The 23,447-nt window shown below is 73.2% G+C and carries 25 protein-coding genes; 13 read left to right on the top strand and 12 right to left on the bottom strand.

The features are described 5' to 3' along the window. Positions 1-88: 88 nt before the first annotated feature. A complete protein-coding gene (locus tag AB0H75_RS37030; RefSeq protein WP_367804346.1) occupies positions 89-1,096 on the top strand; it encodes an NAD-dependent epimerase/dehydratase family protein in 1,008 nt (335 codons plus the stop codon). Positions 1,097-1,162: 66 nt separating this feature from the next. Here AB0H75_RS37030 and AB0H75_RS37025 read toward each other — a convergent pair whose 3' ends face one another. Continuing rightward, positions 1,163-2,887, bottom strand: coding sequence for an MFS transporter (locus AB0H75_RS37025; RefSeq protein WP_367804317.1), 1,725 nt, complete (start codon positions 2,885-2,887; stop codon positions 1,163-1,165). A gap of 161 nt (positions 2,888-3,048) precedes the next feature. Between AB0H75_RS37025 and AB0H75_RS37020 the strand changes: the two genes are divergently transcribed. Both AB0H75_RS37020 and AB0H75_RS37015 read left to right on the top strand, forming a co-directional pair. Next, positions 3,049-4,515, top strand: coding sequence for a cytosine permease (locus AB0H75_RS37020; protein ID WP_367804316.1), 1,467 nt, complete (start codon positions 3,049-3,051; stop codon positions 4,513-4,515). A gap of 92 nt (positions 4,516-4,607) precedes the next feature. Beyond that, positions 4,608-5,081 carry a hypothetical protein gene (locus tag AB0H75_RS37015; RefSeq protein ID WP_367804315.1) on the top strand — a complete coding sequence of 158 codons (474 nt, stop codon included), beginning with the start codon at positions 4,608-4,610 and terminating at the stop codon, positions 5,079-5,081. 12 nt (positions 5,082-5,093) lie between these two features. Here the strand turns inward: AB0H75_RS37015 and AB0H75_RS37010 are convergent, their stop codons facing one another. Continuing rightward, complete coding sequence (locus AB0H75_RS37010; protein WP_367804314.1) at positions 5,094-6,896, bottom strand: alkyl/aryl-sulfatase; 1,803 nt, start codon at positions 6,894-6,896, stop codon at positions 5,094-5,096. A 143-nt stretch (positions 6,897-7,039) separates the two neighbouring features. On the opposite strand from AB0H75_RS37010, the gene AB0H75_RS37005 reads away from it, so the two are divergent. Beyond that, a complete protein-coding gene (locus AB0H75_RS37005) occupies positions 7,040-7,666 on the top strand; it encodes an HAD family hydrolase (RefSeq protein ID WP_367804313.1) in 627 nt (208 codons plus the stop codon). Positions 7,667-7,678: 12 nt separating this feature from the next. Here AB0H75_RS37005 and AB0H75_RS37000 read toward each other — a convergent pair whose 3' ends face one another. Continuing rightward, the gene (locus AB0H75_RS37000; protein ID WP_367804312.1) at positions 7,679-8,461 is read right to left on the bottom strand and encodes an SDR family NAD(P)-dependent oxidoreductase; all 783 of its coding nucleotides are present in this window, start codon (positions 8,459-8,461) and stop codon (positions 7,679-7,681) included. A 43-nt stretch (positions 8,462-8,504) separates the two neighbouring features. Between AB0H75_RS37000 and AB0H75_RS36995 the strand changes: the two genes are divergently transcribed. After that, entirely contained in the window at positions 8,505-9,233 is a 729-nt protein-coding gene (locus AB0H75_RS36995; RefSeq protein WP_367804311.1) for a nucleotidyltransferase domain-containing protein, read from the top strand. Between the two features lie 54 nt (positions 9,234-9,287). Here the strand turns inward: AB0H75_RS36995 and AB0H75_RS36990 are convergent, their stop codons facing one another. Continuing rightward, positions 9,288-9,848 carry a TetR/AcrR family transcriptional regulator gene (locus AB0H75_RS36990; RefSeq protein WP_367804310.1) on the bottom strand — a complete coding sequence of 187 codons (561 nt, stop codon included), beginning with the start codon at positions 9,846-9,848 and terminating at the stop codon, positions 9,288-9,290. A gap of 75 nt (positions 9,849-9,923) precedes the next feature. Between AB0H75_RS36990 and AB0H75_RS36985 the strand changes: the two genes are divergently transcribed. The 3 genes from AB0H75_RS36985 to AB0H75_RS36975 are packed head-to-tail and all read left to right on the top strand — an operon-like array spanning position 9,924 to position 11,567. Next, entirely contained in the window at positions 9,924-10,598 is a 675-nt protein-coding gene (locus AB0H75_RS36985; RefSeq protein ID WP_367804309.1) for an FMN-dependent NADH-azoreductase, read from the top strand. Next, complete coding sequence (locus tag AB0H75_RS36980; protein ID WP_367804308.1) at positions 10,595-10,909, top strand: multidrug efflux SMR transporter; 315 nt, start codon at positions 10,595-10,597, stop codon at positions 10,907-10,909. The genes AB0H75_RS36985 and AB0H75_RS36980 overlap by 4 nt, the downstream gene beginning before the upstream one ends. Before the next feature lie 19 nt (positions 10,910-10,928). Next, positions 10,929-11,567, top strand: a complete 639-nt coding sequence (locus tag AB0H75_RS36975) for a maleylpyruvate isomerase N-terminal domain-containing protein (protein ID WP_367804307.1) — start codon at positions 10,929-10,931, stop codon at positions 11,565-11,567. Between the two features lie 36 nt (positions 11,568-11,603). Here the strand turns inward: AB0H75_RS36975 and AB0H75_RS36970 are convergent, their stop codons facing one another. After that, positions 11,604-12,179, bottom strand: a complete 576-nt coding sequence (locus tag AB0H75_RS36970; RefSeq protein ID WP_367804306.1) for a TetR/AcrR family transcriptional regulator — start codon at positions 12,177-12,179, stop codon at positions 11,604-11,606. 60 nt (positions 12,180-12,239) lie between these two features. Between AB0H75_RS36970 and AB0H75_RS36965 the strand changes: the two genes are divergently transcribed. Then, positions 12,240-13,415 (top strand): FAD-dependent monooxygenase, encoded by a 1,176-nt coding sequence (locus AB0H75_RS36965; RefSeq protein ID WP_367804305.1) that lies wholly within the window; start codon positions 12,240-12,242, stop codon positions 13,413-13,415. On the opposite strand, the gene AB0H75_RS36960 is transcribed toward AB0H75_RS36965, so the two are convergent. Next, positions 13,403-14,443: an alpha/beta hydrolase family protein gene (locus AB0H75_RS36960; RefSeq protein ID WP_367804304.1), complete on the bottom strand. Its 1,041-nt coding sequence runs from the start codon at positions 14,441-14,443 to the stop codon at positions 13,403-13,405. The two genes, AB0H75_RS36965 and AB0H75_RS36960, sit on opposite strands and share 13 nt — an antisense overlap. Positions 14,444-14,553: 110 nt before the next feature. Here AB0H75_RS36960 and AB0H75_RS36955 point away from each other — a divergent pair, with 110 nt between their 5' ends. Beyond that, positions 14,554-15,657 (top strand): sensor histidine kinase, encoded by a 1,104-nt coding sequence (locus AB0H75_RS36955; protein WP_367804303.1) that lies wholly within the window; start codon positions 14,554-14,556, stop codon positions 15,655-15,657. Continuing rightward, complete coding sequence (locus AB0H75_RS36950) at positions 15,654-16,301, top strand: response regulator (RefSeq protein ID WP_367804302.1); 648 nt, start codon at positions 15,654-15,656, stop codon at positions 16,299-16,301. The genes AB0H75_RS36955 and AB0H75_RS36950 overlap by 4 nt, the downstream gene beginning before the upstream one ends. A 3-nt stretch (positions 16,302-16,304) precedes the next feature. On the opposite strand, the gene AB0H75_RS36945 is transcribed toward AB0H75_RS36950, so the two are convergent. Genes AB0H75_RS36945 through AB0H75_RS36925 form a run of 5 tightly spaced genes read right to left on the bottom strand, consistent with a single transcriptional unit; the run spans position 16,305 to position 22,027 of the window. Further along, positions 16,305-17,318, bottom strand: coding sequence for an ABC transporter ATP-binding protein (locus AB0H75_RS36945; RefSeq protein WP_367804301.1), 1,014 nt, complete (start codon positions 17,316-17,318; stop codon positions 16,305-16,307). Continuing rightward, positions 17,315-18,289 (bottom strand): ABC transporter ATP-binding protein, encoded by a 975-nt coding sequence (locus AB0H75_RS36940; RefSeq protein WP_367804300.1) that lies wholly within the window; start codon positions 18,287-18,289, stop codon positions 17,315-17,317. Before AB0H75_RS36940 ends, AB0H75_RS36945 begins: the two co-directional genes overlap by 4 nt. Beyond that, a complete protein-coding gene (locus AB0H75_RS36935) occupies positions 18,286-19,167 on the bottom strand; it encodes an ABC transporter permease (RefSeq protein WP_367804299.1) in 882 nt (293 codons plus the stop codon). The genes AB0H75_RS36940 and AB0H75_RS36935 overlap by 4 nt, the downstream gene beginning before the upstream one ends. Next, the gene (locus AB0H75_RS36930; RefSeq protein ID WP_367804298.1) at positions 19,164-20,216 is read right to left on the bottom strand and encodes an ABC transporter permease; all 1,053 of its coding nucleotides are present in this window, start codon (positions 20,214-20,216) and stop codon (positions 19,164-19,166) included. Before AB0H75_RS36930 ends, AB0H75_RS36935 begins: the two co-directional genes overlap by 4 nt. Next, a complete protein-coding gene (locus AB0H75_RS36925; RefSeq protein ID WP_367804297.1) occupies positions 20,213-22,027 on the bottom strand; it encodes an ABC transporter substrate-binding protein in 1,815 nt (604 codons plus the stop codon). Before AB0H75_RS36925 ends, AB0H75_RS36930 begins: the two co-directional genes overlap by 4 nt. A gap of 146 nt (positions 22,028-22,173) precedes the next feature. Here AB0H75_RS36925 and AB0H75_RS36920 point away from each other — a divergent pair, with 146 nt between their 5' ends. Then, positions 22,174-22,554, top strand: coding sequence for a DUF2809 domain-containing protein (locus AB0H75_RS36920; protein ID WP_367804296.1), 381 nt, complete (start codon positions 22,174-22,176; stop codon positions 22,552-22,554). Here the strand turns inward: AB0H75_RS36920 and AB0H75_RS36915 are convergent. Continuing rightward, positions 22,509-22,775, bottom strand: a complete 267-nt coding sequence (locus tag AB0H75_RS36915; protein WP_367804295.1) for a heavy-metal-associated domain-containing protein — start codon at positions 22,773-22,775, stop codon at positions 22,509-22,511. The genes AB0H75_RS36920 and AB0H75_RS36915 overlap by 46 nt on opposite strands. Positions 22,776-22,866: 91 nt before the next feature. On the opposite strand from AB0H75_RS36915, the gene AB0H75_RS36910 reads away from it, so the two are divergent. Next, a complete protein-coding gene (locus tag AB0H75_RS36910) occupies positions 22,867-23,412 on the top strand; it encodes a type 1 glutamine amidotransferase domain-containing protein (RefSeq protein ID WP_367804294.1) in 546 nt (181 codons plus the stop codon). Positions 23,413-23,447: the final 35 nt, after the last annotated feature.

Raw genomic sequence — 23,447 nt, 5'->3', positions numbered from 1 at the left:
GGCACGGTCGGCGGGTTTCGCTCGCGGCGATTCCGCTGCGAGCGTGCACGGGCGCGCGGAGGCCGTCGCCTGCGCGAGAGTGGACGGCATGAAGATCCTGGTGCTGGGCGGCACGGAGTTCGTGGGGCGGGCGGTCGTCGAGGAGGCGCTCGGCCTCGGGTGGGACGTCACGGTGTTCAACCGGGGCAGTCACGGCGCGCCCGCGGGGGTGACGGCGTTACACGGCGACCGCACGGCGCCGGGCGGGCTGGCGGCGCTGGAGGGCGGCGAGTGGGACGTCGTGGTCGACACCTGGTCGTGGGCGGCGTCGGCGGTGCGCGACGCGGCGTCGCTGCTGGCCGGGCAGGCGGGGCACTACGTATACGTCTCCAGCAGGTCCGTCTACGCCGATCCGGTGCCCTTCGGAGCCGACGAGAGCGCGCCGGTGGTGGCGGCCTCGGCCGACGACGACGATCCCTCCGACTACGCGAGGAACAAGGCGGGCGGCGAGCTGGGCGCGGTGGCGGCCTTCGGGGAGCGGGCGCTGCTGGCCAGGGCGGGGCTGATCATCGGGCCGTACGAGAACATCGGGCGGCTGCCGTGGTGGCTCAACCGGATCGCGCGCGGCGGGCCGGTGCTCGCGCCGGGTCCCGCCGAGCAGGGGCTCCAGTACGTCGACGCGCGTGACCTGGCGGTGTGGTGCCTGCGGGCGGCCGAGCGCGGGGTCGGCGGGGCGTTCAACGTGGTGAGCCCTCCCGGGTTCGTGACGATGCGGGAGATGCTGGAGACCTGCGTCCGCGTGACCGGGGCCGACGCCGAGCTGCGGTGGGTCGATCCCGAGCCGATCCTGGCGGCCGGGGTGCAGCCGTGGACGGAGCTGCCGTTCTGGCTGGTGGGCGCCGACTACGACTTCATGCACGGCGGCGACGTGTCCAAGGCCGTGGCGGCGGGGCTGCGGCTCCGGCCCGTGGAGGAGACGGTGGGCGACACGTGGGCGTGGTTGCGGGGCATCGGGGGCGAGGCGCCGATCCGTCGGGACCGGCCGCGGATCGGCCTCGGCCCGGAGGCCGAGGCCCGGCTGCTGGCACTCCAGGACGGCAGCCCGACGGGAGCGTGAGCCGATGGCCGCGTGAGCCGACGGCCGCGTGAGCCGACGGCCGCGTGAGGTCATGCGGCCTTATGGTCATGCGGCCGTCTGGTCTTGTGGTGTGGTGCGGTAGGTGCGGATGAGGTCGTAGGCGGCGGCCAGCAGGGCGACCACGACGAAGGAGATGACCACCAGCAGGCCGTGGCGGAAGGCCGTCGGCCAGCCCTCGGCGAGGGAGCCGAAGAAGGTCGAGCCGGCCGCGGCGATGCCGACGGACGAACCGAGCCGCTGGCCCGTCTGCAACACGCCGGCCGCGCTGCCGCCTCCGGCCGGAGGCACCTCGGAGAGGGTGATCGCCTGGTTCGGGGAGATGACCAGGCCGCTGCCGATCCCGGCGATCAGCAACGGCAGCGCGGTGGCCAGGCCGACGTGGTGACCCGGAACGAGCACGGTGGCGGCCATCGTGGCGGAAAGGCCGACGAGCACCGTGGCGAGGCCGGCGGCCACCAGCCGGCGGCCCGCCCTCGACACCAGGTGGCCGCCGACCACCGAGGCCGACGCCGTGCCGAGGGCGAACGGCGTGATCGACAGGCCCGCCATCAGCGGACTGTAACCGAGGCCGCTCTGGAGGTAGAGGGTGAAGGCGAAGAAGATCCCGGTGAAGCCGGCGAAGTAGAACAGCGCGATGGCCGAGCCCAGGCTGTAGGAACGCTTGCGGAAGAGCGACAGGTCCACCAGGGGCTCGCGGCGGTAGACGCGCTCCCAGGCGACGAAGGCGGCCAGCACCAGCAGGGCGGCCGGGACGAGGAGCCATTTGGCCTGGCTGTGCCACTGGTGCTGCTGGATGAAGGGCAGGAGGAGGCAGGCCACGCCGAGGCCGAGCAGCAGCACTCCCACGGGGTCCATGCTCTCGTTCCGCCTGCCGTCCCTGACGGCCGTGCCGCCGCCCCTTCCGGTAGCAGTCCTGTCGCCGGCCCCGGTGACGCGGGCGTCCGGAGTGCGGGTTCCTGCGGCATGGGCGTCCGGAGCGCGGATCCCTGCGACGCGGGCGTCCCGGACGGAGGCGTCCCGAGCGGAGGCGTCCCGAGCCGAGGTGTCCCGAGCCGAGGTGTCCCGAGCCGAGGTGTCCGCTACCGAGGCCCCCACCGCCGAAGTCGCCACCGCCGAGGTCGCCGCCGCCGAGGCCCCCACTGCCGGGGACTCCATCGCCGGGGCTTTTGAGGGGTGGAGTTCTGAGGGGGTGGAGCGTGGGAGGAGGCGGTGGGCCAGCGGGAGGAGGGCCAGGCCGATCGGGAGGTTGACCAGGAAGACCCAGCGCCAGCCCATCTCCGGCCCGAACGCGGTGACCAGCGCCCCGCCGATCAGCGGCCCGGCGGCCGTGGAGACCCCGATCGTGGCTCCCAGCGCGCCGAAGGCCCGGCCGCGCTCGTGCCCGCGGAACATCTGCTGGATCAGCCCCGACACCTGAGGGTTCAGCATGCCGGCCGCCAGGCCCTGCACGAGGCGGGCCGCGATGAGCACCTGCATGCTCCAGGCGAACCCGCACGCCGCGCTGGACAGCGTGAACAGCACCACGCCCCACATGAACAGCGTCCGCCGGCCCCTGGCGTCCCCCAGCCGCCCGGCCGGGACCAGCAGCAGGCCGAAGGTCAGCGCGTACCCGGACAGCGTCCACTGCAGCCCGTCCTCCGTCGCCCCCAGCCCTTCGCGGATGGACGGCAGCGCCACGTTCACGATGCTCACGTCGAGCCCGCTCATGAACGCCGCCACCAGGCACACGGCCAGCGCGCGCATGCGCGTGTCGCCCTTCGACGCCCTCATGGAACGGCTACCCCTCCTCGCCGGCCACCAGCCGCCGGACGTCGGCCGCCGGTCACCGGTTCTCGCATGTCGCCCTCCCCTAACCAGGATTTCGTCGCCGTAACGATCCCGATATGCCAAGAGGATGGGTTTCGGTATAGACGGCAGGTAATGTCCGGATCATGGAGACGATGGCCGTCGAGCAGAACGGCATCAACGCGGTCCCCGAGGCCGAGCGGCACGGCCGGCCGGGTGACCTCTTCTGGCCGTGGGCCGGTTCCAACCTGTCGTTGTTCGGGGTCGCGTTCGGCGTCTACATCGTCGGTCTCGGCCTCGGTGTCGTGCCGGCGATCATCACCGGCGCCGTCGGGTACGTGCTGTCGTTCCTGCTGGTCGGCCTGGTCGCGATCGGCGGCACCCGGTCCGGCGTGCCGACGATGACGCTGGGGCGGGCGCCGTTCGGCTACCAGGGCAACAAGCTGCCCGCCGCGCTGTCGTACATCTCGAACGTCGGCTGGGAGATCGTGCTCGTCACGCTCTCGGCGCAGAGCGGAGCGGCCATCCTCGCGCGGCTGGCGCCCGGCCTGCCCCGCACGACCGCCACCGCCGTCTGCTTCGCCGTCGCGGCGCTGGTCGTGATCGCGGTCGGCGTGTACGGGCACGCGATGATCATGGTGGTGCAGCGCTACCTGACGTACGCGTTCGTCGTGCTGACCGTCGTCTACATGGCGCTCATGCTGCCCCGGCTCGGGACGTCCCTGGAGACCACCTCCGGGGCGGGCGGCTGGGTCGGCGGGGTCATCTTCGCGATGACGCTGCTGGGCCTCGGCTGGGTCAACTGCGGCGCGGACTACTCGCGTTACCTGCCCGCCCGCTCGTCGGGGCGGGCGGTGGCCTGGTGGACGACGCTCGGGGGCGCGCTGCCGCCGATGGTGCTGCTGGTGTTCGGGGTGCTGCTGGCGGGCGGGGACCCCAAGCTGGCCGAGGCGGCCGGGGGCGATCCGGTGGCGGCGCTGGCGGGGGCGTTGCCGACCTGGTTCCTGCTACCGTACCTGCTGACCGCCATCGGCGGGTTCCTGGCCGGGGCGATCATGGACATCTACTCGTCCGGGCTGTCGATGCTGGCGCTCGGGGTGCCGCTGCGGCGGCACTACGCGGTGCTCGTCGACGGGCTGCTCATGGTGCTCGGCGGCTACTACCTGCTCTTCGTCAGCGACAGCTTTTTCGGCACCTTCCAGGCGTTCCTGGCGATCGTCGGGGTGGTCATGGCCGCCTGGGTGGCGATCTTCCTGGTGGACATGTGGCGGCTGCGGGACGGCGGCCGCGGGTACGACGAGCGGCTGCTGCGGGCCGGCTCCGGCGGGCCGGCCGTCAACTGGGCCGGGGCCGGGGTGCTGGTGGTGGCGTCGGTCGTGGGGATGGGGCTCATCACGTCGGCCGACGAGAACATCGCGCGGGTCGTCGGGTTCCTGATGAGCGAGGAGATGAGGGCCTCGACGTTCGGGGCGGCGAACATCGGGGTGGCGGTCGCGCTCGTGGTGGCGGGCGCGCTGTACTTCCTGGTCACGGCCGTGCGGCCCGCCGGCGGCGGCCGTCCCGTCGCGGGACGGGAGCAGCCGGCGTCCGGCGCCCGGCGCGCCGGCGGCTGAGGGCACCCGGGCACCCGCGGGGCCGGGCGCGCGGCCCGGGTCCGGCCCGGCTCGTCGCCTTCGCGCCCTCCTGCGGCTACCGTGGGTGTTCGATGATGGACATACCGTTGCGGCTGCTGGGTTGGGCGGTGCATCTCGCGGCCTTCGGGCTGCTGGCGATCGCCGTGGTCGCCGTGCTGCGCGAGGACCAGGTGGCCGTGGCCGCCGCGGGCGTGCTGCTCGGGGCCGGGTACGCGGCCGGGCCGTCGGCCGAGGGCAGGCCGGTGGCCGGGCGGGTGTGGCTCGGGGCGCTGACCGCGCTCTGGCTGGCGCTGGCCGTGGCCTCGGGGGCGTTCGTGTGGCCGGTGTTCCCGCTGCTGTTCGCGTACCCGAGGGTGCTGCCGCTCTGGCAGGCCATGTTCGGGGTGGGCGTGGTGACGCCGGTGGCGACCCTGGTGGCGGTGTGGCACGCGGGCGAGGTGACGATGCCCCTGGTGGCCGGGCCCGGGATGGCGGCGGCCGTGGTCACGCTGCTGGCGCTGGCCTGCCGGGCGCTGCGCGAGGAGGCCGTACGGGGCCCCGGGTGAGCGGGCCGGCCGTCAGGCGGTGACGATCGCGAAGTCCGGGATCGGATGGTCCAGGACGGCCACCAGGCGTTTCAGTGCCCCCGTGTCCCCCTCGCGGGTCACGCCCTCCACGCCCTTGCCGGCCATCAGCTCCACGAGCTGCGCCTTCGTCAGCCGCAGGGTCAGGTCGGGGGGCTCGGCGGCGGGCGGGTCCTGCTGGTGGATGAGGGCGCCGTTGGACAGGATCGTGCGGTGGTGCTCGCCCAGGTCGGTCAGGTGCCAGTCGATGGCCAGGCGCTCGTGCCAGGCGCGCGGGCCGTCCACCCGGACGGCGAGGGTGTCGAAGATCTGCGCCACGCTCAGCGCGGCCAGCACGTCCGGCGCAGTGCGCCCGGGCGTGGCGGGGACGATGCCGTCGGCCAGCTCCAGGGCGCCCATGAGGTAGAAGTTGCGCCAGGCGGCGTTCTCGGCGCCGTGGCCGAGCCGGGTGTAGACCTCGGCGAGCAGGTCGCGGGCCTCCTTGTTGCCCTCGTCGGCGAAGACCGCGTGGTTGAGGAGCTCGGCGGCGAAGCGCAGGTCGTTCTCGGCGACGTAGCGGCGGGCGAGGGCGACCACGGCCGCGCCGCCACCCAGGCACTCGACGTAGCGCAGGGCGCTCTCCCTGGGCGGGTGCTGCCACAGGCGGGCCGGGTTGCCGTCGAACCAGCCGAGGTAGCGCTGGTAGATGGCCTTGACGTTGTGGCCGGTCGAGCCGTGGTAGCCGTGGGCGTGCCAGGCGCCCTCCAGCGGGGGCGGCAGGCGGAGGGACTCGGCGATCTCGGCGGCGGTCAGGCCCTTGTTGAGCAGGCGCAGGGTCTGGTCGTGCAGGTAGGCGTACAGGTCGCGCTGCCGGGCGAGGAAGCGGGCGATGCCGTCGCCGCCCCAGGTGGGCCAGTGGTGGGCGGCGAAGGCGACGTCGGCGTGCGGGGCCAGCAGGCTGAGCGCCCGGTCCAGGGAGCGGGCCCACGCCCGGACGTCGTGGACCGGGGCGCCGCGCAGCGACAGGACGGCGTGCTGGTCGTGGATGGCGTGGTCGGCCAGGTGGAGCGCGCGGTGCCCGGGGAGGAGGAGGGCCATCTCGGCGGGGCCGCCGGCGTCCTGGGTGAGCTGGAAGATCATGTGGACGCCGTCGACCGTCTCCTCCTGGCCGGTACGGCTGACCTCCAGCGTGGGCGGGAGCAGCGAGCGGGTGCCGGTGGCGAGCGCCAGGCCGAGGCCGGAGCCGAGCCGGCCCTCGGGCGAGCGGAGCAGGGCGGAGCCGTGCAGGTAGACGGCGCGGCGGGTCATGGCCGGGCCGGCGTACAGGCTGTCCGACACCGCCTGCTCCAGGAACCCGGCGGGGGCCAGGATCGGGACGCCGCCCCGGGTGACGCCGCGCGCGCCGCCGAAGTGGTCGGTGTGGGGATGGGTGTAGACGACGCCGGTGACGGGGCGGTCGCCGCGGTGGGCGCGGTAGAGCTTGAGCGCGGCGGCGGCGCACTCGACGGAGCCGAGCGGGTCGATGACGACGACGCCGTCGTGGCCCTCGACCAGGGTCATGTTGGCCAGGTCGAGGCCGCGTACCTGGTAGAGGCCGGCGGTGACCTCGTACAGACCTTGTCTGGCGCAGAGCTGGGCCTGCCGCCACAGGCTCGGGTGGGCGGTCTCGGGGCATTCGTCCTGGAGGAAGGCGTAGGGGGTGAGGTCCCAGACGATCCTGCCGTCCGCCGCTTTGATCACCGCGGGGCTGAGCTCTGCGATGAAACCGCGGTCCGCGTCGTCGAAGTCGCCCCTGTCGTGGAAGGGAAGGTCTGCCATGACTGGGCGCCTGCCCGGTAGTCGCTCCCGGCTAGCCCAACAAATCCCCCTAAGAGCATGAATCTCGGTCAATAAGGACATCTCGGGGCGGTTCCGGTCCCGGATCCGGCCGTGTGATTAGCTGATCGTTCATGGGAGCGTGTGTGTTCGACCTCGACGGGGTGCTGGTCGATTCCGAGCCGGTGTGGGAGGAGGTACGCCGGGCGTTCGTGGCCGGGCACGGCGGCACGTGGCAGCCGGACACCCAGGCGCGGCTCATGGGCATGAGCACCGGCGAGTGGGCCGCCTACCTGCACGAGCTGGGCGTGCGGATGGCGCCGGACGAGATCGCGCGCGAGGTCGTCGAGCGGATGGCAGCACGCTACCGCGACGAGGTGCCGCTCATGCCGGGCGCCGTCGAGGCCGTACGGCGGCTGGCGGGGCGGCTCACGCTCGGGCTGGCCAGTTCGTCCCCGCGGCGGCTGATCGAGGTGGTGCTGGACGCGGCCGGGCTGGCGGAGTGCTTCGCGGCCACCGTGTCCACCGAGGAGGTCGAGCGGGGCAAGCCCGCGCCCGACGGCTACCTGGAGGCGGCGCGGCGCATGGGGGTGGACCCGCGCGGCTGCGTCGCCGTCGAGGACTCCAGCAACGGGCTGCGCTCGGCGCACGCGGCCGGGATGCGGGTCGTCGCGGTGCCGCACCCCCGCTACCCGCCCGACCCGGACGCCCTCGCCCTGGCCTGGCGGGTGCTGCCCGACCTCGGCGCCCTCACCCCTGACCTGGCCCCGTGAACAGGGCCCGGCTCAGTACATCCTGATCACCTGGGCGGTCACCCGGCGGGCCTGGTGGGAGGCCAGGTAGGTGATCACCTCGGCGACCTCCCCGGGCTGCCCCACGGTGCCGATGGGGCCGTGGGCGTGGGCCAGCTTCTCGACCTCCTCGTTGATCCAGCCCGTGTCGGTGATCGGCGGGTGGACCATGTTGGCGGTGATGCCGTAGCGGCCCAGCTCGTGCGCGGCCGACAGGGTGTAGCTCTCCTGGGCCGCCTTGGCGGCGCCGTAGCTCACCTCGCTCGGGAAGCCCTGCGACCCGGCGGAGGTCAGGCCGATGACGCGGCCCCAGCTCGCGCCCCGCTCGACGTGCCGCCGGGCGAACTCGGCGATGAGCAGCGCGGGCGCGCGCACGTCCACCGCGAACTGCCGCTCGTGCGTCTCGGCGTCCACCGGCCGCAGCGGGCGGCCGAAGCCGTCGCGCTCCTCGGGGGCGAAGGTGTCGCTGAGCCAGCCGCTGGCGTTGTTGACCAGGATCTCCACCGGCCCGAACGCCTTCTCCGCCAGGTCGAACAACCTGCCGGGCGCCGCCGGGTCGGCCAGGTCGGCCTCGGCCGCCTCGGCCCGGCCGCCCGCCTCGCGGACGCGCCGCACGACGTCCTCGGCGTCGCCGGCGCGCAGCCGGTCGTACGCCTCGGGATAGGCGGGATGCTTCAGCGGCGTGAGCCGCTTGTACGTCAGGAAGACCGCCACCCCCTGGGCCGCCAGCGCGATCGCGGCCGCGGCCCCGATGCCCTGATTGGCGCCAGTGATCAACGCAACCTTTCCAGTCAGGCCAGGATCGATCATAGTGACCATCATGCACGCAGCGACCGACCGCCTGCTGAGGGGTTTCCTGGAGGCCGTGGAGCCCGCCGTCCCGCTCGTCGCGCTCTGGGCCCACGGGTCACTGGCGACCGGCGACTACCAGCCGGGCCGCAGCGACCTCGACCTCATCGCGGTCGTGGACGAGCCGGTGACGATGGAGCAGTGGCGGCGGATCAAGGCCGTGCACCGGGGCCTGGACCTGCCGCTGGCCGACAAGCTGCACTGCTCGTACCTGCCGCGCCAGGAGCTGGCCGACCCGTCGGCCGAGCACGTGACGTGGGCGCACGAGCGTATCTTCCGCCGCCCGGTCACCCCGGTCACCCGGCGCGAGCTGCACAACGGCGCCCTGGAGCTGTACGGCCCGCCGCCCGCCGGGCTGCTGCCCCCGGTGTCGGACGCGGAGCTGGCCGAGTTCGTCCGGGCCGACCTGCGGGACTTCTGGCTGGTCATGACGCGCGGGCGGCGGCGATGGCTGCGGGACATCTGGGTGGACCTCGGCACGGTGACCGTCGCGCGGGCCACGGTCACGCTCGCCGACGGGCGGCTGATCACCAAGCGGGAGGCCCTCGACGTGCTGGCCGGGCTGGGCGCGCCGGAGGTCGTGGTGGCCGACGTGCGTGCCCGCCGGTACGGCACGCCGCCGCCGAAGCTGAGCCGGTTCCGGCGGGCCAAGCTGGCCCGCGCGTTCATCCGCTCGGCGATCAGGAAGGCGCTGACCTGACGCTGCCATCGGGCGATCGGGAAGGCGCCGGCATGACGCTCGGCCATCGGGCGATCAGGAAGGCGCCGGCCTGAGGACGGTGGTCAGCCGGGCCAGCGCCGCCGCGATCCGGTCGGGGGTGAGGCCGAGCGTCGTGCGCTGGTAGCCGTACACCTCGGGGGCGAGGGGCGCGAGCAGCACGTCCACCAGCGCGTCCGGCTCCGGCGTGCCGGCGGCCACCAGCAGCGCCCGCACGTGGGCCCGCCAGAAGCCGTACGCGCCGGTCTCGAAGCGCGAGCGGCCCACCTCCGTGCCGAGCACCAGGTGGGAGTGGTCCTCCAGCAGGCGGACCATCGCGGCGTAGAAGGCCGCCAGACGCTCGTCGGGCGGCGCGCCGGGGCCGAGCGGCGGCTCGCCGCGCAGCAGCTCCTCCTGCAGCGCGCGCTCGTGCTCGTCGAGCAGGGCGACGGCGATCGAGGCGCGGTCGGGGTAGCGGCGGTAGAGCGTGCCCCGGCCGACCCCGGCCCTCCTGGCGATGTCGTCCATCGTCACGTCCTGCGGCGGCCGCTCGGCGAAGAGCGCGGCCGCCGCCTCCAGGATCTTGGCGCGGTTGCGCGCGGCGTCGGCTCTCTCCATGCGCCCATTGTAAGTGGACGTGACGTCCGCTTATGATGAAGTGGACACTGTGTCCACTTATCGAGAGGATCACTCATGTTGTTGCACCTGGACGCGAGCGCGCGCCGCGACAGCGTCTCCCGCCTGCTGTCGGCCACGTACGCGGACGCCTGGCGCGCCGCCCGCCCCGGCGCCCGCTACGTCTACCGTGACCTCGCCGCCCGCCCCGTGCCGCACATCGGCGAGGCGTGGACCGAGCTGTGCGACCACATCCTGGAGCACGAGATCACCGACATCGGGCGCTACGCGGAGGCGGTCCGCACCCCCGCCCAGCGTGCCGCCTGGGAGATCGTCGAGCCGCTGCTCGCCGAGGTGGTGGCCGCCGACGTCATCCTGATCGGCGCGCCGATGTACAACTACTCGATCCCGTCGTCGCTCAAGGCGTGGCTCGACCAGATCACCTTTCCCAAGATGTCCCTCCAGGGCCGCTCGTTCGTGGTGACCGGCGCCAGGGGCGGCGCGTACGGCCCCGGCACCCCGCGCGAGCCGTACGACCACCACGAGCGCTACCTGCGCGACTTCTTCAAGGGCCACTTCCGCGTCGAGGACGTCACCTTCATCCACGCCGAGCTGGTCAACGCCCGCCTCGACCCGGCCCTCGCCCACCTGCGCGAGCAGCACGAGGAGTCGCTGACCGCGGCCCGCGAGCGGGCGGCGAAGGAAGCGGCCGAGAAGGCGGCGAAGGAAGCGGACGCGGCGGTGACCCCGTGAGCTGGCTGATCCTGCTGCTGGCCGGCCTGGTCGAGGTGGCCTGGTCCCAGAGCATCAAGCCGACGCAGAACTTCACCCGCCCGCTGCCCACCCTGGTCTGCCTGCTGCTCATGGCCGCCGCCGTCTGGCTGCTGTCGCAGGCCATGAACACGCTGCCGGTCGGCACCGCGTACGCCGTCTTCACCGGCATCGGCGCCGTCGGCGCGATCACGCTGGGGGTCGTGCTCAACGACGACCCGCTCTCGGTGGGCCGGATGGCGGCCCTGGCGCTGATCGTGGGAGGGATAGTCTTGGCCCGAGTCACCACCTGAAGGAGCAGAAGGGCGGCACATGGGAGAGACGAGGCAGTCCTACCTGATCGCCGCGACGTCGGCGGTGTCACTGCTCGCCCACCCCGCCGTGGCGGCGGCCTGGGACAAGCCGAGCGCGCTCACCGAGTTCAGCGTCGCCGGGCTGGCGGGCCACCTGGCGCACCAGATCGTCAGGACCCGCGACGTGCTCGACTCGGACGGCACCGGCCACGAGCCCCTTAGCCTGCTGGAGCACTACTCGCGCTCGCCGTGGGTGGAGGCGGGCCTCGACCACGAGATCAACGTCGGCATCCGGCGCGGCGGCGAGGCGGCAGCCGCGGACGGCCCGGCCGCGCTGGTGGAGCGGACGCGGGCGCTGCTCGACGCGCAGGCCGCGGCGCTGCCCGCCGAGCCCGCCGGCCGGGTGGTCTACGTCAGGCCGTCCGGCTGGGCGCTCACCCTCGACGACTTCCTGCTCACCCGCCTCGTCGAGCTGGTCGTGCACAGCGACGACCTGGCCGCGAGCGTGGGCCTGGAGACGCCGGCCCTGCCGGATCAGGTCATCGGGCCGGTGGTCGAGCTGCTGGCCCGGCTGGCCGTGCACCGCCACGGCGCGACGGCGGTCATCCGCACCCTGAGCCGGGCCGAGCGCGCCCCCGCCACGATCAGCGCGTTCTGACCGGGCGTAACACCCCGGCCGGGCAGGGCGCCCCGATCACGTCGTGATCATGCGCAGGGCCGCGGCCACGTCGCGGCCCGGCAGCGCCCGCTCCGGATCGAGCAGCCACTGCGCCAGGAACCCGGTGAGCAGGGCCTGGTAGAGCGCCCCCGTCAGCCGCCGCCGCTCGGGATCGGCGTCCGGCTCGCCGCCGCCGGCGCTCTCGAAGAGCTCGGCGAGCCCTTCCTGCGCCTCCCGCGCGGCCCCGGCTAGCTGCTCGCGCACCCCCGGCAGGTGATCGACCTGCCCCAGGAGCTCCAGCTGCGTCACCCACAGCGGGCGCAGCCGGGCGAACGACTCCAGCACCCGGTCCCACACCGCCGCGAAGCGCTCCAGCCGCGCCGCGCCCGGCTCGACCTCGGTCCGCAGCGTCCTGGCCAGCTCGTCGCCCCACTCCCGCATGACCTCGAACAGCGCCTCGTTGAGCAGGGCCTCCTTCGACTTGAAGTGGTAGCCGATCGCCGCCAGGCTCACGCCGGACGCGGCGGTGATGTCGCGCGCCGTGGTCCGCGTGTAGCCCTTCTCCGCCAGGCACCGCTTCGCTCCGGCCAGCAGGTCCTCCCTGTTTCCCATGCTCACACCCTAACACATTTGTACTAGACAAGTGTCTTAGACATATGTACCGTCTGCGGTGTGACGAACATCCTCATCTCCGGCGCGAGCATCGCCGGCACGTCCGCCGCCTACTGGCTGCACCGGCACGGCTTCGCGGTCACGGTGGTGGAGCGGGCCCCCGCCGTCCGCGAGGGCGGCTACAAGGTGGACATCCGCGGCGCGGCCCTGCGGGTCGTCGAGCGCATGGGCCTCATGGACGCGATCCGCGCCCGCGGCACCGGCATGCGCGTCGCCACCCACTACGACGCCGCCGGCCGGCCGGTCGCGACCATGGACGCCGACCTGTTCGGCGGCCGCACCGGCGACGACGCCGAGATCATGCGCGGCGACCTCAACGCCCTGCTGTACGAGCTGACCCGCGACGAGGTCGAGTACGTCTTCGACGACTCGATCACCGCCATCGCCGACGACGGCACGGTGACCTTCGAGCGCTCCGGCCCGCGCCGCTTCGACCTGGTGGTCGGGGCCGACGGGGTGCACTCCAACGTGCGCGGGCTGGTGTTCGGCCCCGAGGAGCGCTTCGTGCGCCACCTGGGCCACTACCTGTCGATCTGCTCGGTGCCCGACCTGCTCGGCCTGGACCGCGAGGAGGCCGTGCACGCCGCGCCCGGCCGCACCGCGAACGTCTACAGCACCCGGCACGACCCCGGCGCCAAGGCGGCCTTCTTCTGGTCCTCCCCGCCCCTCGCCTACGACCACCGGGACGTGGGGCGGCAGAAGGAACTGCTGGCCCGGGCCATGTCCGGGATGGGATGGCAGGTCCCGCGACTGCTCGACGCCGTGCGCGAGGCCGGCGACTTCTACTTCGACGCGGTCTGCCAGATCCGGATGGAACGCTGGTCGAAGGGGCGGGCCGTGCTGCTCGGCGACGCCGCGTACTGCGCCTCCCCCGCCTCGGGGCAGGGCACCAGCCTGGCGATCGTGGGGGCGTACGTGCTGGCCGGCGAGCTGGCCGCGGGCCGCGGGCCGGAGGGCTACGAGCGGGAGCTGCGCGACTTCGTGGCGGCCAACCAGGCGCTGGCCGACGCCAACCTCAAGGGCATGGTGGTCCCGTCGCGGCTCGCCCTGTGGTTCCAGCTCCGGATGATCCGCCTGCTCCCCCACCTGCCGGGCCGCGACCGCATGGTGGAGCGGGTGGCCGGCCCGATCCACCGCGCGGCGAACGCGATCACGCTCAAGGACTACCTGCCCTGATCGGCCACCTCGGGGAAGTCGGCGACCGGCGTGCGCTTCCCCCGCAGGTGCAGGTCGAGGAAGGCGGCGAGGTGGTCGCGGGTGATCCGCAGCGCCCGCGAGCCGTCGAGCTCCTGCGCGGGCAGGCCGAGCCGGGGCCGCAGCACCGCGTAGTCCACGAAGGCGGAGTGGTCGGTCCCGGCGACCGTGATCCACTTCTTCGGCCCCTTCAGGTGGGGCCAGGACTTCTTCCAGGAGTCGTCGGTGCCGTCCCACGCGTGCAGCTTGGGCGTGCCGACCAGCAGGAACGGCCGGTCGAGGCGCTCGACCGGCGGGGTGAAGGTGCCGTCCAGGTTGGCCCCGGCCTTGAGGCGCCGGTCCGTGGCCAGGGCGAGGGCGGCGCTGTTGCCGCCCATCGAGTGACCGGCCATCGCGATCCTGGAGCGGTCGATCGACCGGCCCCAGGCCCCCTTGGTCAGCTCGTCCAGGACGAAGCGCACGTCCGCCACCCGGCCCGCCGCCACCTTCGCGCCGTCCGGCTTCTGGGCGCAGGCCAGGCACGTGGTGGTGCGGCCGTCGGGGAAGGTGGTGGCGACCGACTCGTAGGTGTGCTCCACGGCCGCGACCAGGTAGCCGCGGCTGGCCAGGTCCTCGCCGAGCGAGGTCAGGGTGGCGCGCGGGAAGCTGAACCCCGGGGACAGGACGACCAGCGGCCGGCGGCCCGCGCGGGCGGGGGCGTCCCGCCCGGCGTGCGTCCCGACCCGGGTGAGGGCGCCGGGGTCGAGGTCGCGGTAGGGGGCGAGGACCGCCGCCGACTCCTGCGGGGTCAGGTAGGGCCTCCGCGCGCCGTTGTCGCGCCGGGCCGGATACCAGAGGGTGACCATCAGCTCGCGCTCGCCCGCCTCCGGGTTCCACGGGTCGGGGCGGTCGTGGTCCACGAGACGCAGGTCGGCGGTGCCGACGGGCAGCGGGCCCGTGGGCTCCGGCAGGGCGAGGTCCGCCTGCGGGGGAAGGGCGAGCAGGGACAGGGCGGTCAGGGTCTTCAGCATGGATCCCAGGCTGGCGGCGCCGGCCGTCCCGGCGTCCCCCCTGATCGTCGGCCGGCGGTTACTACTTTCGTCGTAAAGCCCTTTCCGGCCGGACCCGTACGCTGAGGGGCATGCGGTTCGTTCTGCTCGGCGCCGGCGTGTTCGTGCCCTCGTTGCTGGTCCTGCAAGGGCAGGCGGGGGCGCCGGCGGGCCTGCCGCTGCCGGTGGCGGTCGCGGTCGCCGCGGCGGGCGGGCTGGCCGCCTGGTGGACGCGGCGGTCCTGGTGGCCGCTGGCGGTCGTGGGCGCCGCCGGCTACGCCTGGCTCCTGCTGTGGCCGCCGCTGCTGGCCGCCTCCTACCACGCGGGCCGCGACCTGGCGCGGGGCCGGGACGCCGCCGCCTACCTGGGCGGCTGCGCGGCCGTGTGCGGAGCGTCCGCGCTGGTCGGCACCTGGCGGGGTGGCCCGCACGAGCTCATGGCCGCCGCCCCCGGCAACGCGCTGCTCATGGCGCTGGCGGTGGTCGGGCTGCCGTTCGCGCTCGGCCGGTGGGAGCGGGCCAGGCGCGAGGTGCGGCGGCGGGCCGAGCGCGAGCAGGTCGCGCGGGCCGAGCAGGCCAGGGCGCAGGAGCGGGCCAGGATCGCCAGGGAGATGCACGACGTGGTCGCCCACCGGGTCTCGCTGATCGTGCTGCACGCCGGGGCGCTGGAGGTGCGCACCTCCGACGAGGAGGCGGCGCGGGCCGCCGCGCTGATCGGCGGCATCGGCCGCGAGGCGCTGGCCAACCTGCGTGACGTGCTCGGCGTGCTGCGCGCCCCCGAGCCCGCCGGGGGCGGCGCGTCGGCGGTCGCGCCACCGCCCACGCTCGCCGACCTCGACCGGCTGCTCGACCAGTCGCGGGCCCTCGGCATCGAGGTCGTCCGGCACGACGAGGGCCCGGCGCGGGCGGTGCGGCCGGCCGTCGAGCGGACCGCGTACCGGGTGGTGCAGGAGGCGCTGACCAACGTGCACAAGCACGCCGCGGACGCCCGCACCGACGTGCGGCTGCGTTACCGGCCGGGGGCGCTGGAGGTCGAGGTGCGCAACCGGGCGCCGGCCTCGCCGCCCGGCGGGCTGCCCGGCGCGGGCTGGGGGCTGGTGGGGCTGCGCGAGCGCGTGGAGCTGCTCGGCGGCACGCTGCGGACCAGCGCCCAGGACGGCGGCGGCTTCCTGGTGGCGGCGGTGATCCCCGCGTGATCAGGGTCCTGGTGGCCGACGACGAGGAGCTGGTGCGCTCCGGGCTGCGGCTGATCCTGGAGGCGGCGGGCGACATCGCGGTGGTCGGCGAGGCCCGCGACGGCGCCGAGGCGGTCTCGGCGGCGGAGCGCCTGCGGCCCGAGGTGGTGCTGATGGACGTGCGCATGCCGGGCACCGACGGCCTGAGCGCCGCCGCCCGCCTGCTCGCCGCGCCCGGCGGGCCCAAGCTGGTCATGCTGACGACGTTCGACCTCGACGAGTACGTCCACGAGGCGTTGCGCCTCGGCGCGGTCGGCTTCCTGCTCAAGGACACCCCGCCGAGGGAGCTGGCCGCCGCCGTCCGCACGGTCGCGGCCGGCCAGGCCATGCTCTCCCCCTCGGTCACCAGGCGCCTGATCGCCTCCTACGCCGACCGCGCCCCGTCCCGCGCCGAGACCGCCCGCCGCCGCCTCGCCGCGCTCACCGGCCGCGAGGAGGACGTGATCAGGGCCCTGGCCCGCGGCCTGTCCAACGCCGAGATCGGCCGCGAGCTGCGCCTGTCGGAGGCCACGGTGAAGGCGCACGTCAGCCGCGTGCTGGCCAAGCTGGGCCTGGCCAACCGGGTGCAGGCGGCCATCCTGGTCCATGACGCGGACCTGGCCTAGCGCCTAGCCCCCCTGCTCGGCCACCTCGGCGTAGTAGCAGGCCGCCTGGGCCCGCGGAACGGCGGGCAGGACGGCCAGCGGCTCGGCGCGGCACCTGCCGTCCACCCCGGCCTCGGCCGCCCGCCCGGAGGCGAGCACCTGGCAGCGGGCGTGGAAGCGGCACCCGCCGGGGATGCGGGTCGGGTCCGGCGGCTCGCCGGTCAGCACCACCCGCTCGGGCGACTCCGGCAGCACCGACAGCAGGGCCTGCGTGTACGGGTGCCGCGGCGCGGTCAGCACCTGCTCGACCGGCCCCGACTCGACGATGCGGCCGAGGTACATCACCGCCACCCGGTCGGCGATGTTCCAGGCCAGCCCGAGGTCGTGCGTGACGACCAGCGCCGACAGGCCCAGCTCGGCCCGCAGCCGCAGCAGCAGGGCCAGGATCTCGCCGCGTACCGAGGCGTCCAGCGAGGCCACCGGCTCGTCGGCGATCAGCACCTTCGGGTCGAGCGCGAGGGCGCCCGCGATGACGACGCGCTGCCGCTGCCCGCCCGACAGCTCGTGCGGGTAACGCAGGAAGAACCGCTCCGGCGGCCGGAGCCCGGCCCGGGACAGGGCGGTGGCCACGACGTCCCGCTCGTCCTGCATGCCGTGGATGCGCGGGCCCTCGGCGACGGCCTCGTACACGGTGTGCCGGGGGTTGAGCGAGCCCATCGGGTCCTGGAGGATGAGCTGGACCTGCCTGCGGTAGGTCTTGAGCGCCCGGGAGCGGTAGTCCAGGGCGGCGCCGTCGAAGCGGACCTCGCCGGAGGTGGGGCGTTCCAGGCCGAGCAGGGTGCGGGCGAGCGTGGTCTTGCCGCAGCCCGACTCGCCGACCAGCGCGACGATCTCGCCCTTGCCGATGGCCAGGTTCACGCCGTCCACCGCCCGCGCCCTGCGGCCCCTGGAGGAGAACTCCACGTGCAGGTCGCGGGCCTCCAGCAGGGTGGGCCGCGAGGTCTCGACCGCCTCGGCGGGGGTCTGCGTCTCGGTCATGAGGCCTCCTCCTTCGCCCGTACGTGCACGCAGGCCGCGCTCCGCCCGGGCCCGGCCGGCCACAGCTCCACGTCCAGGGTGGGGCACTCCGGCAGCGCGACCGGGCAGCGCGGGTGGAAGGGGCAGCCGGTCGGGAGCTGCATGGGGTCGGGCGGGTCGCCGCCGAGCCCCTTGGGCGCCATGCGCGAGGCGGGATCGCCCACGGTCGGGAACGCCGCCGCCAGCGCCCGGCTGTAGGGATGCCGGGGGTCGTGGAACACCTGCGCGGAGGGGCCGTGCTCGACGACGCGGCCGGCGTACATGACCGCGAGCCGGTCGCAGACGTCGGCGAGCACCGACAGGTCGTGCGAGATCATGATCAGCGAGATGCCGTGCTCGGCGACCAGCTCCTTGATCAGCGTCAGGACCTGGGCCTGGACCATCACGTCGAGCGCGGTGGTCGGCTCGTCGGCGATGATCAGGCGCGGCGAGCAGGCCAGCGCCATCGCGATCATCACGCGCTGCCGCTGGCCGCCGGACAGCTCGTGCGGGTAGCTGCGCGCCCGCCAGGCCGGCAGGCCGACCTGTTCGAGCAGCTCGGCCACGCGCGCGCGGGCGGCGTCCGGCTTGGCCAGGCCGTGGACGAGCAGCGGCTCGGCGATCTGCTCCCCGATCCTGCGCACCGGGTTGAGCCCGTGCTGGGCGCCCTGGAACACGATCGAGGCCGCCGCCCAGCGCACCGCCCGCAGCCTGCCCCACTTCATGGCGAGGACGTCCTCGCCGTCGAGCAGGATCCGGCCGTCCACGCGCGCGTCCCGGGGCAGGAGCCTGAGCAGCGCCATGGCCAGCGTCGACTTGCCGGATCCCGACTCGCCGGCGACTCCGAGTGCCGCTCCGGAGCCGAGGGTCAGCGACACACCGCGCACCGCGGGCACCTCGCCCGCGGCGATCCGGTACGTCACCGACACGTCGTCGAGTTCGAGGAGACTCACGCCTTCCTCCTGAGCTGAGGGTTGAGCACGGCCTCCAGCGCCCGCCCCACCAGGGTGAACGCCATGACCACCACGAGGATGGCCAGACCGGGGATGATGATGTACCACCACGCGCCCTGGGTGGCGGCCCCGTAGTCGTAGGAGGCGCGCAGCATGGTGCCCCACGAGGTCTTGTTGGCGCTGACGCCGAGGAAGGCGAGGGTGGACTCCGTGACGATGGCGCTGGCCACCTCCAGCGTGGTGCTGGCCAGCAGCAGCGGCGCCACGTTCGGCAGGACGTGCCGGGTGGTGATGTGCCAGTGCCCGCCGCCGAGCGCCCTGGAGCGCTCGATGTAGGGCCGCGCCTCGACGGCCAGCGTCTGCGCCCTGATCAGGCGGGCGGTGGACGGCCACGTGGTGATCGCGATCGCCATGATGATGGTGAACGTGCTGCCGCCCAGGATGGCCGCCAGCACCAGCGCCGTGATCAGCGACGGCAGCACCAGGAACCAGTCGGTGAGCCGCATGAGCACGGCGTTGGTCCAGCCGCGGAAGTGGCCGGCCGCGATCCCGACGACCGCGCCGATCACGATGCTGAGCAGCGCGGCGAGGAAGCCGATGAACAATGACGTGCGCGAGCCCCACCACACCATGAGCAGGATCGAGCGGCCGGACTCGTCGGTGCCGAAGGGCTCGGCGAGGCTCGGCGCCGCCCACTTCGCCCCGGTGCCCTGGACGACGCTGGTCACGTCCTGGCTGATGAACAGCGGCGCGACCAGCGCGAGCACCACGGCGACCAGGAGCACGACCGCTCCGGCCAGCCCGGCCCGGTGGGCGCGGAACTCCGCCCAGAAGCGGCGCAGCGCGAGGCGCCTGCGCGTGGCGGCGAGACTCGTCATGCCGACCTCACCCTCGGGTCGAGCAGGTGGTAGACCACGTCCGCCAGCGTGTTCATGATGATCACCGCCACCGTGATCAGCATGAACGTGCCCTGCATGAGCGTGAAGTCGGGCACCCGCACCGCCTCGTAGAACAACTGCCCGAGCCCGGGCCAGGTGTAGATCGTCTCGACGGTGACCGCGCCGCCGACCACGAACCCGATCCGCATGAACACCAGCGTCACCGTCGGCAGCAGCGCGTTGGGCACGGCGTGCCGCCGCCGCACCTCGTCGTCGCGCAGCCCCTTGGCGCGGGCCACGGTGACGTAGTCCTGCCCGACCTCCTCCAGCAACGACGAGCGCATGACCAGCAGGTACTGGGCGTAGACGACGGCGACCAGCGTCAGGCAGGGCAGCACCATGTGCGCGGCCACGTCCAGCACGTACGCGAACCCGTCCGGCGCGTCCACGCTCTCGATGCCGCGGAAGGGCAGCAGCCCCGGGATCGGCCCGATGCCCACGCCGAACACCATCATGAGCAGCAGCCCGAGCCAGAACGTGGGCACCGACCACAACACCAGCGACGTGCCGGTGGAGAAGCGGTCGAAGCCGCTGCCGCGCTGCCACCCGGCCCGCGTGCCCTGCCAGATGCCGAGGCTGACCGCGATGACCAGGCCGGTGCCGGCCAGCAGCAGCGTCGGGCCGAAGCGCTCGCCGATGAGGTCGAGCACCGGCCGCTTGTACTCGTAGGAGGTGCCGAGGTCGAGCCGGAGGGTCTTGCCGACGAAGTCGAAGAACTGGTCGACCAGCGGCTTGTCCAGGCCCAGCCGGTGACGCTCCAGGTCGAGCTGCGCGGGGGTCATGTTGCGGCCCTGCGCGAGGTTGCGTACGGGGTCGCCGGGAAGCAGGCGGAACACGAAGAACGTCCCGACGATCACCATGGCGATGCTGAACAGCGCCCCGCCGGCCTTGGCGGCCGCGTAACGCAGCGTGCCACGGCCGGCGGAGCGCTCCTCGGCGGGGCCCGCCGCCTGGACGGCGGGCTCCGCTGATTCGAGAGGTGTGGTCATTCGCGCTCGTCTGCGGTGCTCTTGCGCCGCCGGGTCAGGAAGAAGGCACCCAGGCCGAGCACCACCACGGCACCGACGATCCCGGCGATGAGGCCGGTGTTGGAGCCGCCGCCGCCGCTCGCCCCGGCCGCCGCGGGGTCCTTGACGACCACGGTGTAGAACGGCCAGTAGCCGCTGCCGCCGTAGAGCAGGCCCTTGTCCTCGGGGATCGGGGTGATGCTGGCGATCCTGTCCTTGCGGTAGCCCTCAAGGTCGTTGTTGTAGTAGATGGCGATGATCGGCGCCTGCGTGTAGAGCCGCTCCTGCATCTGCTTGACCAGCTCGATGCGCTTGGGCCGGTCGAGCTCCTTGAGCTGCTCCTGGTAGAGCTTCTCGAAGGTGTCGTCGCAGAAGAACGACTCGGTGCCGCCGCCCTGGCCGTTCGGGTCCGGCCGCCGGCTGCACAGGTGCGTGGCCAGGACCTCCTCCGGGTCCGGGTTGACCGACCAGCCGCTGATCGCGATGTCGAACAGGGCGGTGGTGCCGGTCTCCTCGGTGAACTTGCTGGAGTCGAGCTTCTTGGTGGTCAGCGTGATGCCGATCGCCTTGAAGAAGCCGGTCAGGTACTCGGCGAGCTTGTCCTCGATCGGCGTGTCGGTGTGGATGCTGAAGCGGAACTCCAGCTTGCGCTTGCCGTCGGGCATCGTGCGGACGCCGTCGGGGCCCTTCTTGTAGCCGGCGTCGTCGAGGATCTGGTTGGCCTTGGCCGGGTCGTAGGTGACCTTCTCCTCGCCGGTGGCCTCCCAGAACCAGTCCTTGTACATCGGCGGCACGATCGAGCCGTCGGCGGGCTTGGCCAGGCCGTTCTGGACCTCGTCGACCAGCTTCTGCTTGTCGATGGCGTAGTGCAGGGCCTGGCGGACCTTGAGGTCCTTCAGCGCCGGGTGGCCGTCGCCGACCGGCTTGCCGTCGCTGGTGGTGGCGCCGTGGTTGATCTGCAGGTACGCGGCCCGGCGGCCCTGGGTGTTCCAGGCCACGATGTTCGGGTCGTTCTGGATGGCCTCGAACTCCGGCGGGTTGAGCCGGCCGATCAGGTCGATGTCACCCTTCTTCAGGCCGGCGATGGCGGCCTGCGGGTTGTCGTAGAAGATGACCTGCAGCTCGTCGATCTTGGGCTTGCCCCGCCAGTAGTTGGGGTTGGCCTGCAGCTTGACGTACTGGTCCTTCTTGTGCTCGACCGCGACGTACGGGCCGCTGCTGACCGACGGGTACTTCTCGGCGTCGTAGTTGGCCAGGTCGGTGACCGACTCCCACACATGCTTGGGCATGATCGGGGTCGGGTTCTCCAGGATGGACGCCTGCGGCGACTTGAGCTTGATGACGAGGTCCTGGCCGTTGGCCGTGACGCTCTGGAAGTTCTCCACCGCCGGGCCGTTCGCCGTCTTGGCGGCCTCGTCGGTCATCATCTTGTTGAAGGTCCAGGCGGCGTCCTCGGCCGTGATCGGCTGGCCGTCGGACCACTTGGCCTGGCGGATCTTGAACGTCCAGGTGAGCCCGTCGGGCGAGGCGCTCCACGACTCGGCCAGGTCGGGGCTGGGCTGGAGGGTCTTGGGATCGGGCACCGTGAGGTAGCCGTACATCCAGCGGTGGATGGAGGTGGAGACCAGGCGGACCGCGAGGAACGGGTTCATCGAGTCCATGGACTGCGTGGCGCCGACCTTGAGGACCTTCTTCCCCGCCGACGGATCCTGGGCGAGGGCCGCCGTGGTGCCTTGACCTGCCACTAACACCGCCACGCCCAGCGCTGCCAGGCGCGCGAGCCATTTCCTCATGAGTGCCTCACCTTCAGGCGGGGATTCCTGTGTATGGAAAGGCACACCATACGGAGACCACGTGTCAACGCGACACGGAAAATTGTTTCATCTTCGTATCCTTTGGCGGTGTAAATTTTCAGTGCTTCCGGGGCTACGGTGAACAAATGCCCCGTGCGCTCGCGGCGCTCGCCGCCGTCCTGACCGTCGCCGCCGGGCTCGGCGTGCGGCTGCTGTGGGACGGCCCGGTGCCCAAGTACGCCGGCGACGCGCTCTACACCGTGCTGATCTACGCCCTGGCGGTGCTCGCGCTCCCCCGCATCCGGCCGTGGGCGGCGGCCCTGGTGTCGGCCGGGCTGAGCTGGGCGATCGAGTTCGCCCAGCTCGGCCCGATCCCGGCGATGCTACGGCCGCTGCTCGGCAGCACCTTCAACCCACCCGACCTGCTCTGGTACGCGGTGGGCGCGGCGGCCGCCTGCGCCGCCCACGGGGCGTACGCACGTCAGTGGCAGCCGCCCGAGCCGCAGCAGGAGCCGCCGTCCACCTGAGGAAGCAGCTCGACGCGGCCGGCCAGCTCGTAGCCCGCCTCGTTGACGGCGGCCTCCACCTCGGTGCGGTCGAGCGGCGCGGCGCTCGTCACGGTCACGGCCCCGGAGGCCAGATCCACCTCGACCCCGCTCACGCCGGGAACCTTGCCGACCTCCTCGGTCACCGACCTGACGCAGTGGCCGCAGGTCATGCCCTCAACCTGGTATGTCATCACAGTCATGGCCGTCACTATACCCCCCTAGGGTAAAGACGCATACATCCGACACAGCCGGATAGAGGGGAGGAAACGCACCACCCGAAGGGGAGTTCACATGCTGAACGGCAAGACCATCGCCTTCCTCGTCGCTCCCGAGGGAGTGGAGCAGGTGGAGCTCACCGAGCCGTGGAAGGCCGTCAAGCAGGCGGGCGGCGAGCCCAAGCTGATCTCCACCGACTCCGGCCAGATCCAGGGCTTCAACCACCTGGACAAGGCCGGCACCTTCGCCGTGGACGACACGGTGGACAACGCCGACCCGGCGTCCTTCGACGGCCTCGTCCTGCCCGGCGGCGTGGCCAACCCCGACTTCCTGCGCATGCAGCCCAAGGCCGTGCAGTTCGCCCGCGCCTTCTTCGACGCCGGCAAGCCGGTCGCGGCCATCTGCCACGCCCCCTGGACCCTGATCGAGGCGGACGTGGTGCGCGGGCGCACGCTCACGTCCTGGCCCAGCCTCCGGACCGACCTGCGCAACGCCGGGGCGACCTGGGTGGACCAGGAGGTCGTGGTGGACGCCGAAGGCCCGAACGTCCTCGTCACCAGCCGCAAGCCGGACGACCTGAAGGCGTTCTGCCAGGCGGCGACGGACGTCTTCGGCAAGTGACGGCGCTGTCGGCGCGTGACGGACGCGCTTTCCGC

Source organism: Nonomuraea sp. NPDC050783 (assembly GCF_040802095.1).
GTDB lineage: Bacteria > Actinomycetota > Actinomycetes > Streptosporangiales > Streptosporangiaceae > Nonomuraea.
The sequence above is the reverse complement of the archived record's forward strand: the minus strand, read 5'-3'. Positions and strand labels throughout refer to the sequence as shown.

Excerpts from the sequence above, each read along its gene's own strand:
- AB0H75_RS37030 (WP_367804346.1), top strand. The coding sequence starts at position 89 with ATGAAGATCCTGGTGCTGGGCGGCACGGAGTTCGTGGGGCGGGCGGTC.
- AB0H75_RS37025 (WP_367804317.1), bottom strand. The coding sequence starts at position 2,887 with ATGAGGGCGTCGAAGGGCGACACGCGCATGCGCGCGCTGGCCGTGTGC.
- AB0H75_RS37020 (WP_367804316.1), top strand. The coding sequence starts at position 3,049 with ATGGAGACGATGGCCGTCGAGCAGAACGGCATCAACGCGGTCCCCGAG.
- AB0H75_RS37015 (WP_367804315.1), top strand. The coding sequence starts at position 4,608 with ATGATGGACATACCGTTGCGGCTGCTGGGTTGGGCGGTGCATCTCGCG.
- AB0H75_RS37010 (WP_367804314.1), bottom strand. The coding sequence starts at position 6,896 with ATGGCAGACCTTCCCTTCCACGACAGGGGCGACTTCGACGACGCGGAC.
- AB0H75_RS36995 (WP_367804311.1), top strand. The coding sequence starts at position 8,505 with ATGCACGCAGCGACCGACCGCCTGCTGAGGGGTTTCCTGGAGGCCGTG.
- AB0H75_RS36990 (WP_367804310.1), bottom strand. The coding sequence starts at position 9,848 with ATGGAGAGAGCCGACGCCGCGCGCAACCGCGCCAAGATCCTGGAGGCG.
- AB0H75_RS36985 (WP_367804309.1), top strand. The coding sequence starts at position 9,924 with ATGTTGTTGCACCTGGACGCGAGCGCGCGCCGCGACAGCGTCTCCCGC.
- AB0H75_RS36975 (WP_367804307.1), top strand. The coding sequence starts at position 10,929 with ATGGGAGAGACGAGGCAGTCCTACCTGATCGCCGCGACGTCGGCGGTG.
- AB0H75_RS36970 (WP_367804306.1), bottom strand. The coding sequence starts at position 12,179 with ATGGGAAACAGGGAGGACCTGCTGGCCGGAGCGAAGCGGTGCCTGGCG.
- AB0H75_RS36960 (WP_367804304.1), bottom strand. The coding sequence starts at position 14,443 with ATGCTGAAGACCCTGACCGCCCTGTCCCTGCTCGCCCTTCCCCCGCAG.
- AB0H75_RS36955 (WP_367804303.1), top strand. The coding sequence starts at position 14,554 with ATGCGGTTCGTTCTGCTCGGCGCCGGCGTGTTCGTGCCCTCGTTGCTG.
- AB0H75_RS36945 (WP_367804301.1), bottom strand. The coding sequence starts at position 17,318 with ATGACCGAGACGCAGACCCCCGCCGAGGCGGTCGAGACCTCGCGGCCC.
- AB0H75_RS36935 (WP_367804299.1), bottom strand. The coding sequence starts at position 19,167 with ATGACGAGTCTCGCCGCCACGCGCAGGCGCCTCGCGCTGCGCCGCTTC.
- AB0H75_RS36930 (WP_367804298.1), bottom strand. The coding sequence starts at position 20,216 with ATGACCACACCTCTCGAATCAGCGGAGCCCGCCGTCCAGGCGGCGGGC.
- AB0H75_RS36925 (WP_367804297.1), bottom strand. The coding sequence starts at position 22,027 with ATGAGGAAATGGCTCGCGCGCCTGGCAGCGCTGGGCGTGGCGGTGTTA.
- AB0H75_RS36920 (WP_367804296.1), top strand. The coding sequence starts at position 22,174 with ATGCCCCGTGCGCTCGCGGCGCTCGCCGCCGTCCTGACCGTCGCCGCC.
- AB0H75_RS36915 (WP_367804295.1), bottom strand. The coding sequence starts at position 22,775 with ATGACTGTGATGACATACCAGGTTGAGGGCATGACCTGCGGCCACTGC.
- AB0H75_RS36910 (WP_367804294.1), top strand. The coding sequence starts at position 22,867 with ATGCTGAACGGCAAGACCATCGCCTTCCTCGTCGCTCCCGAGGGAGTG.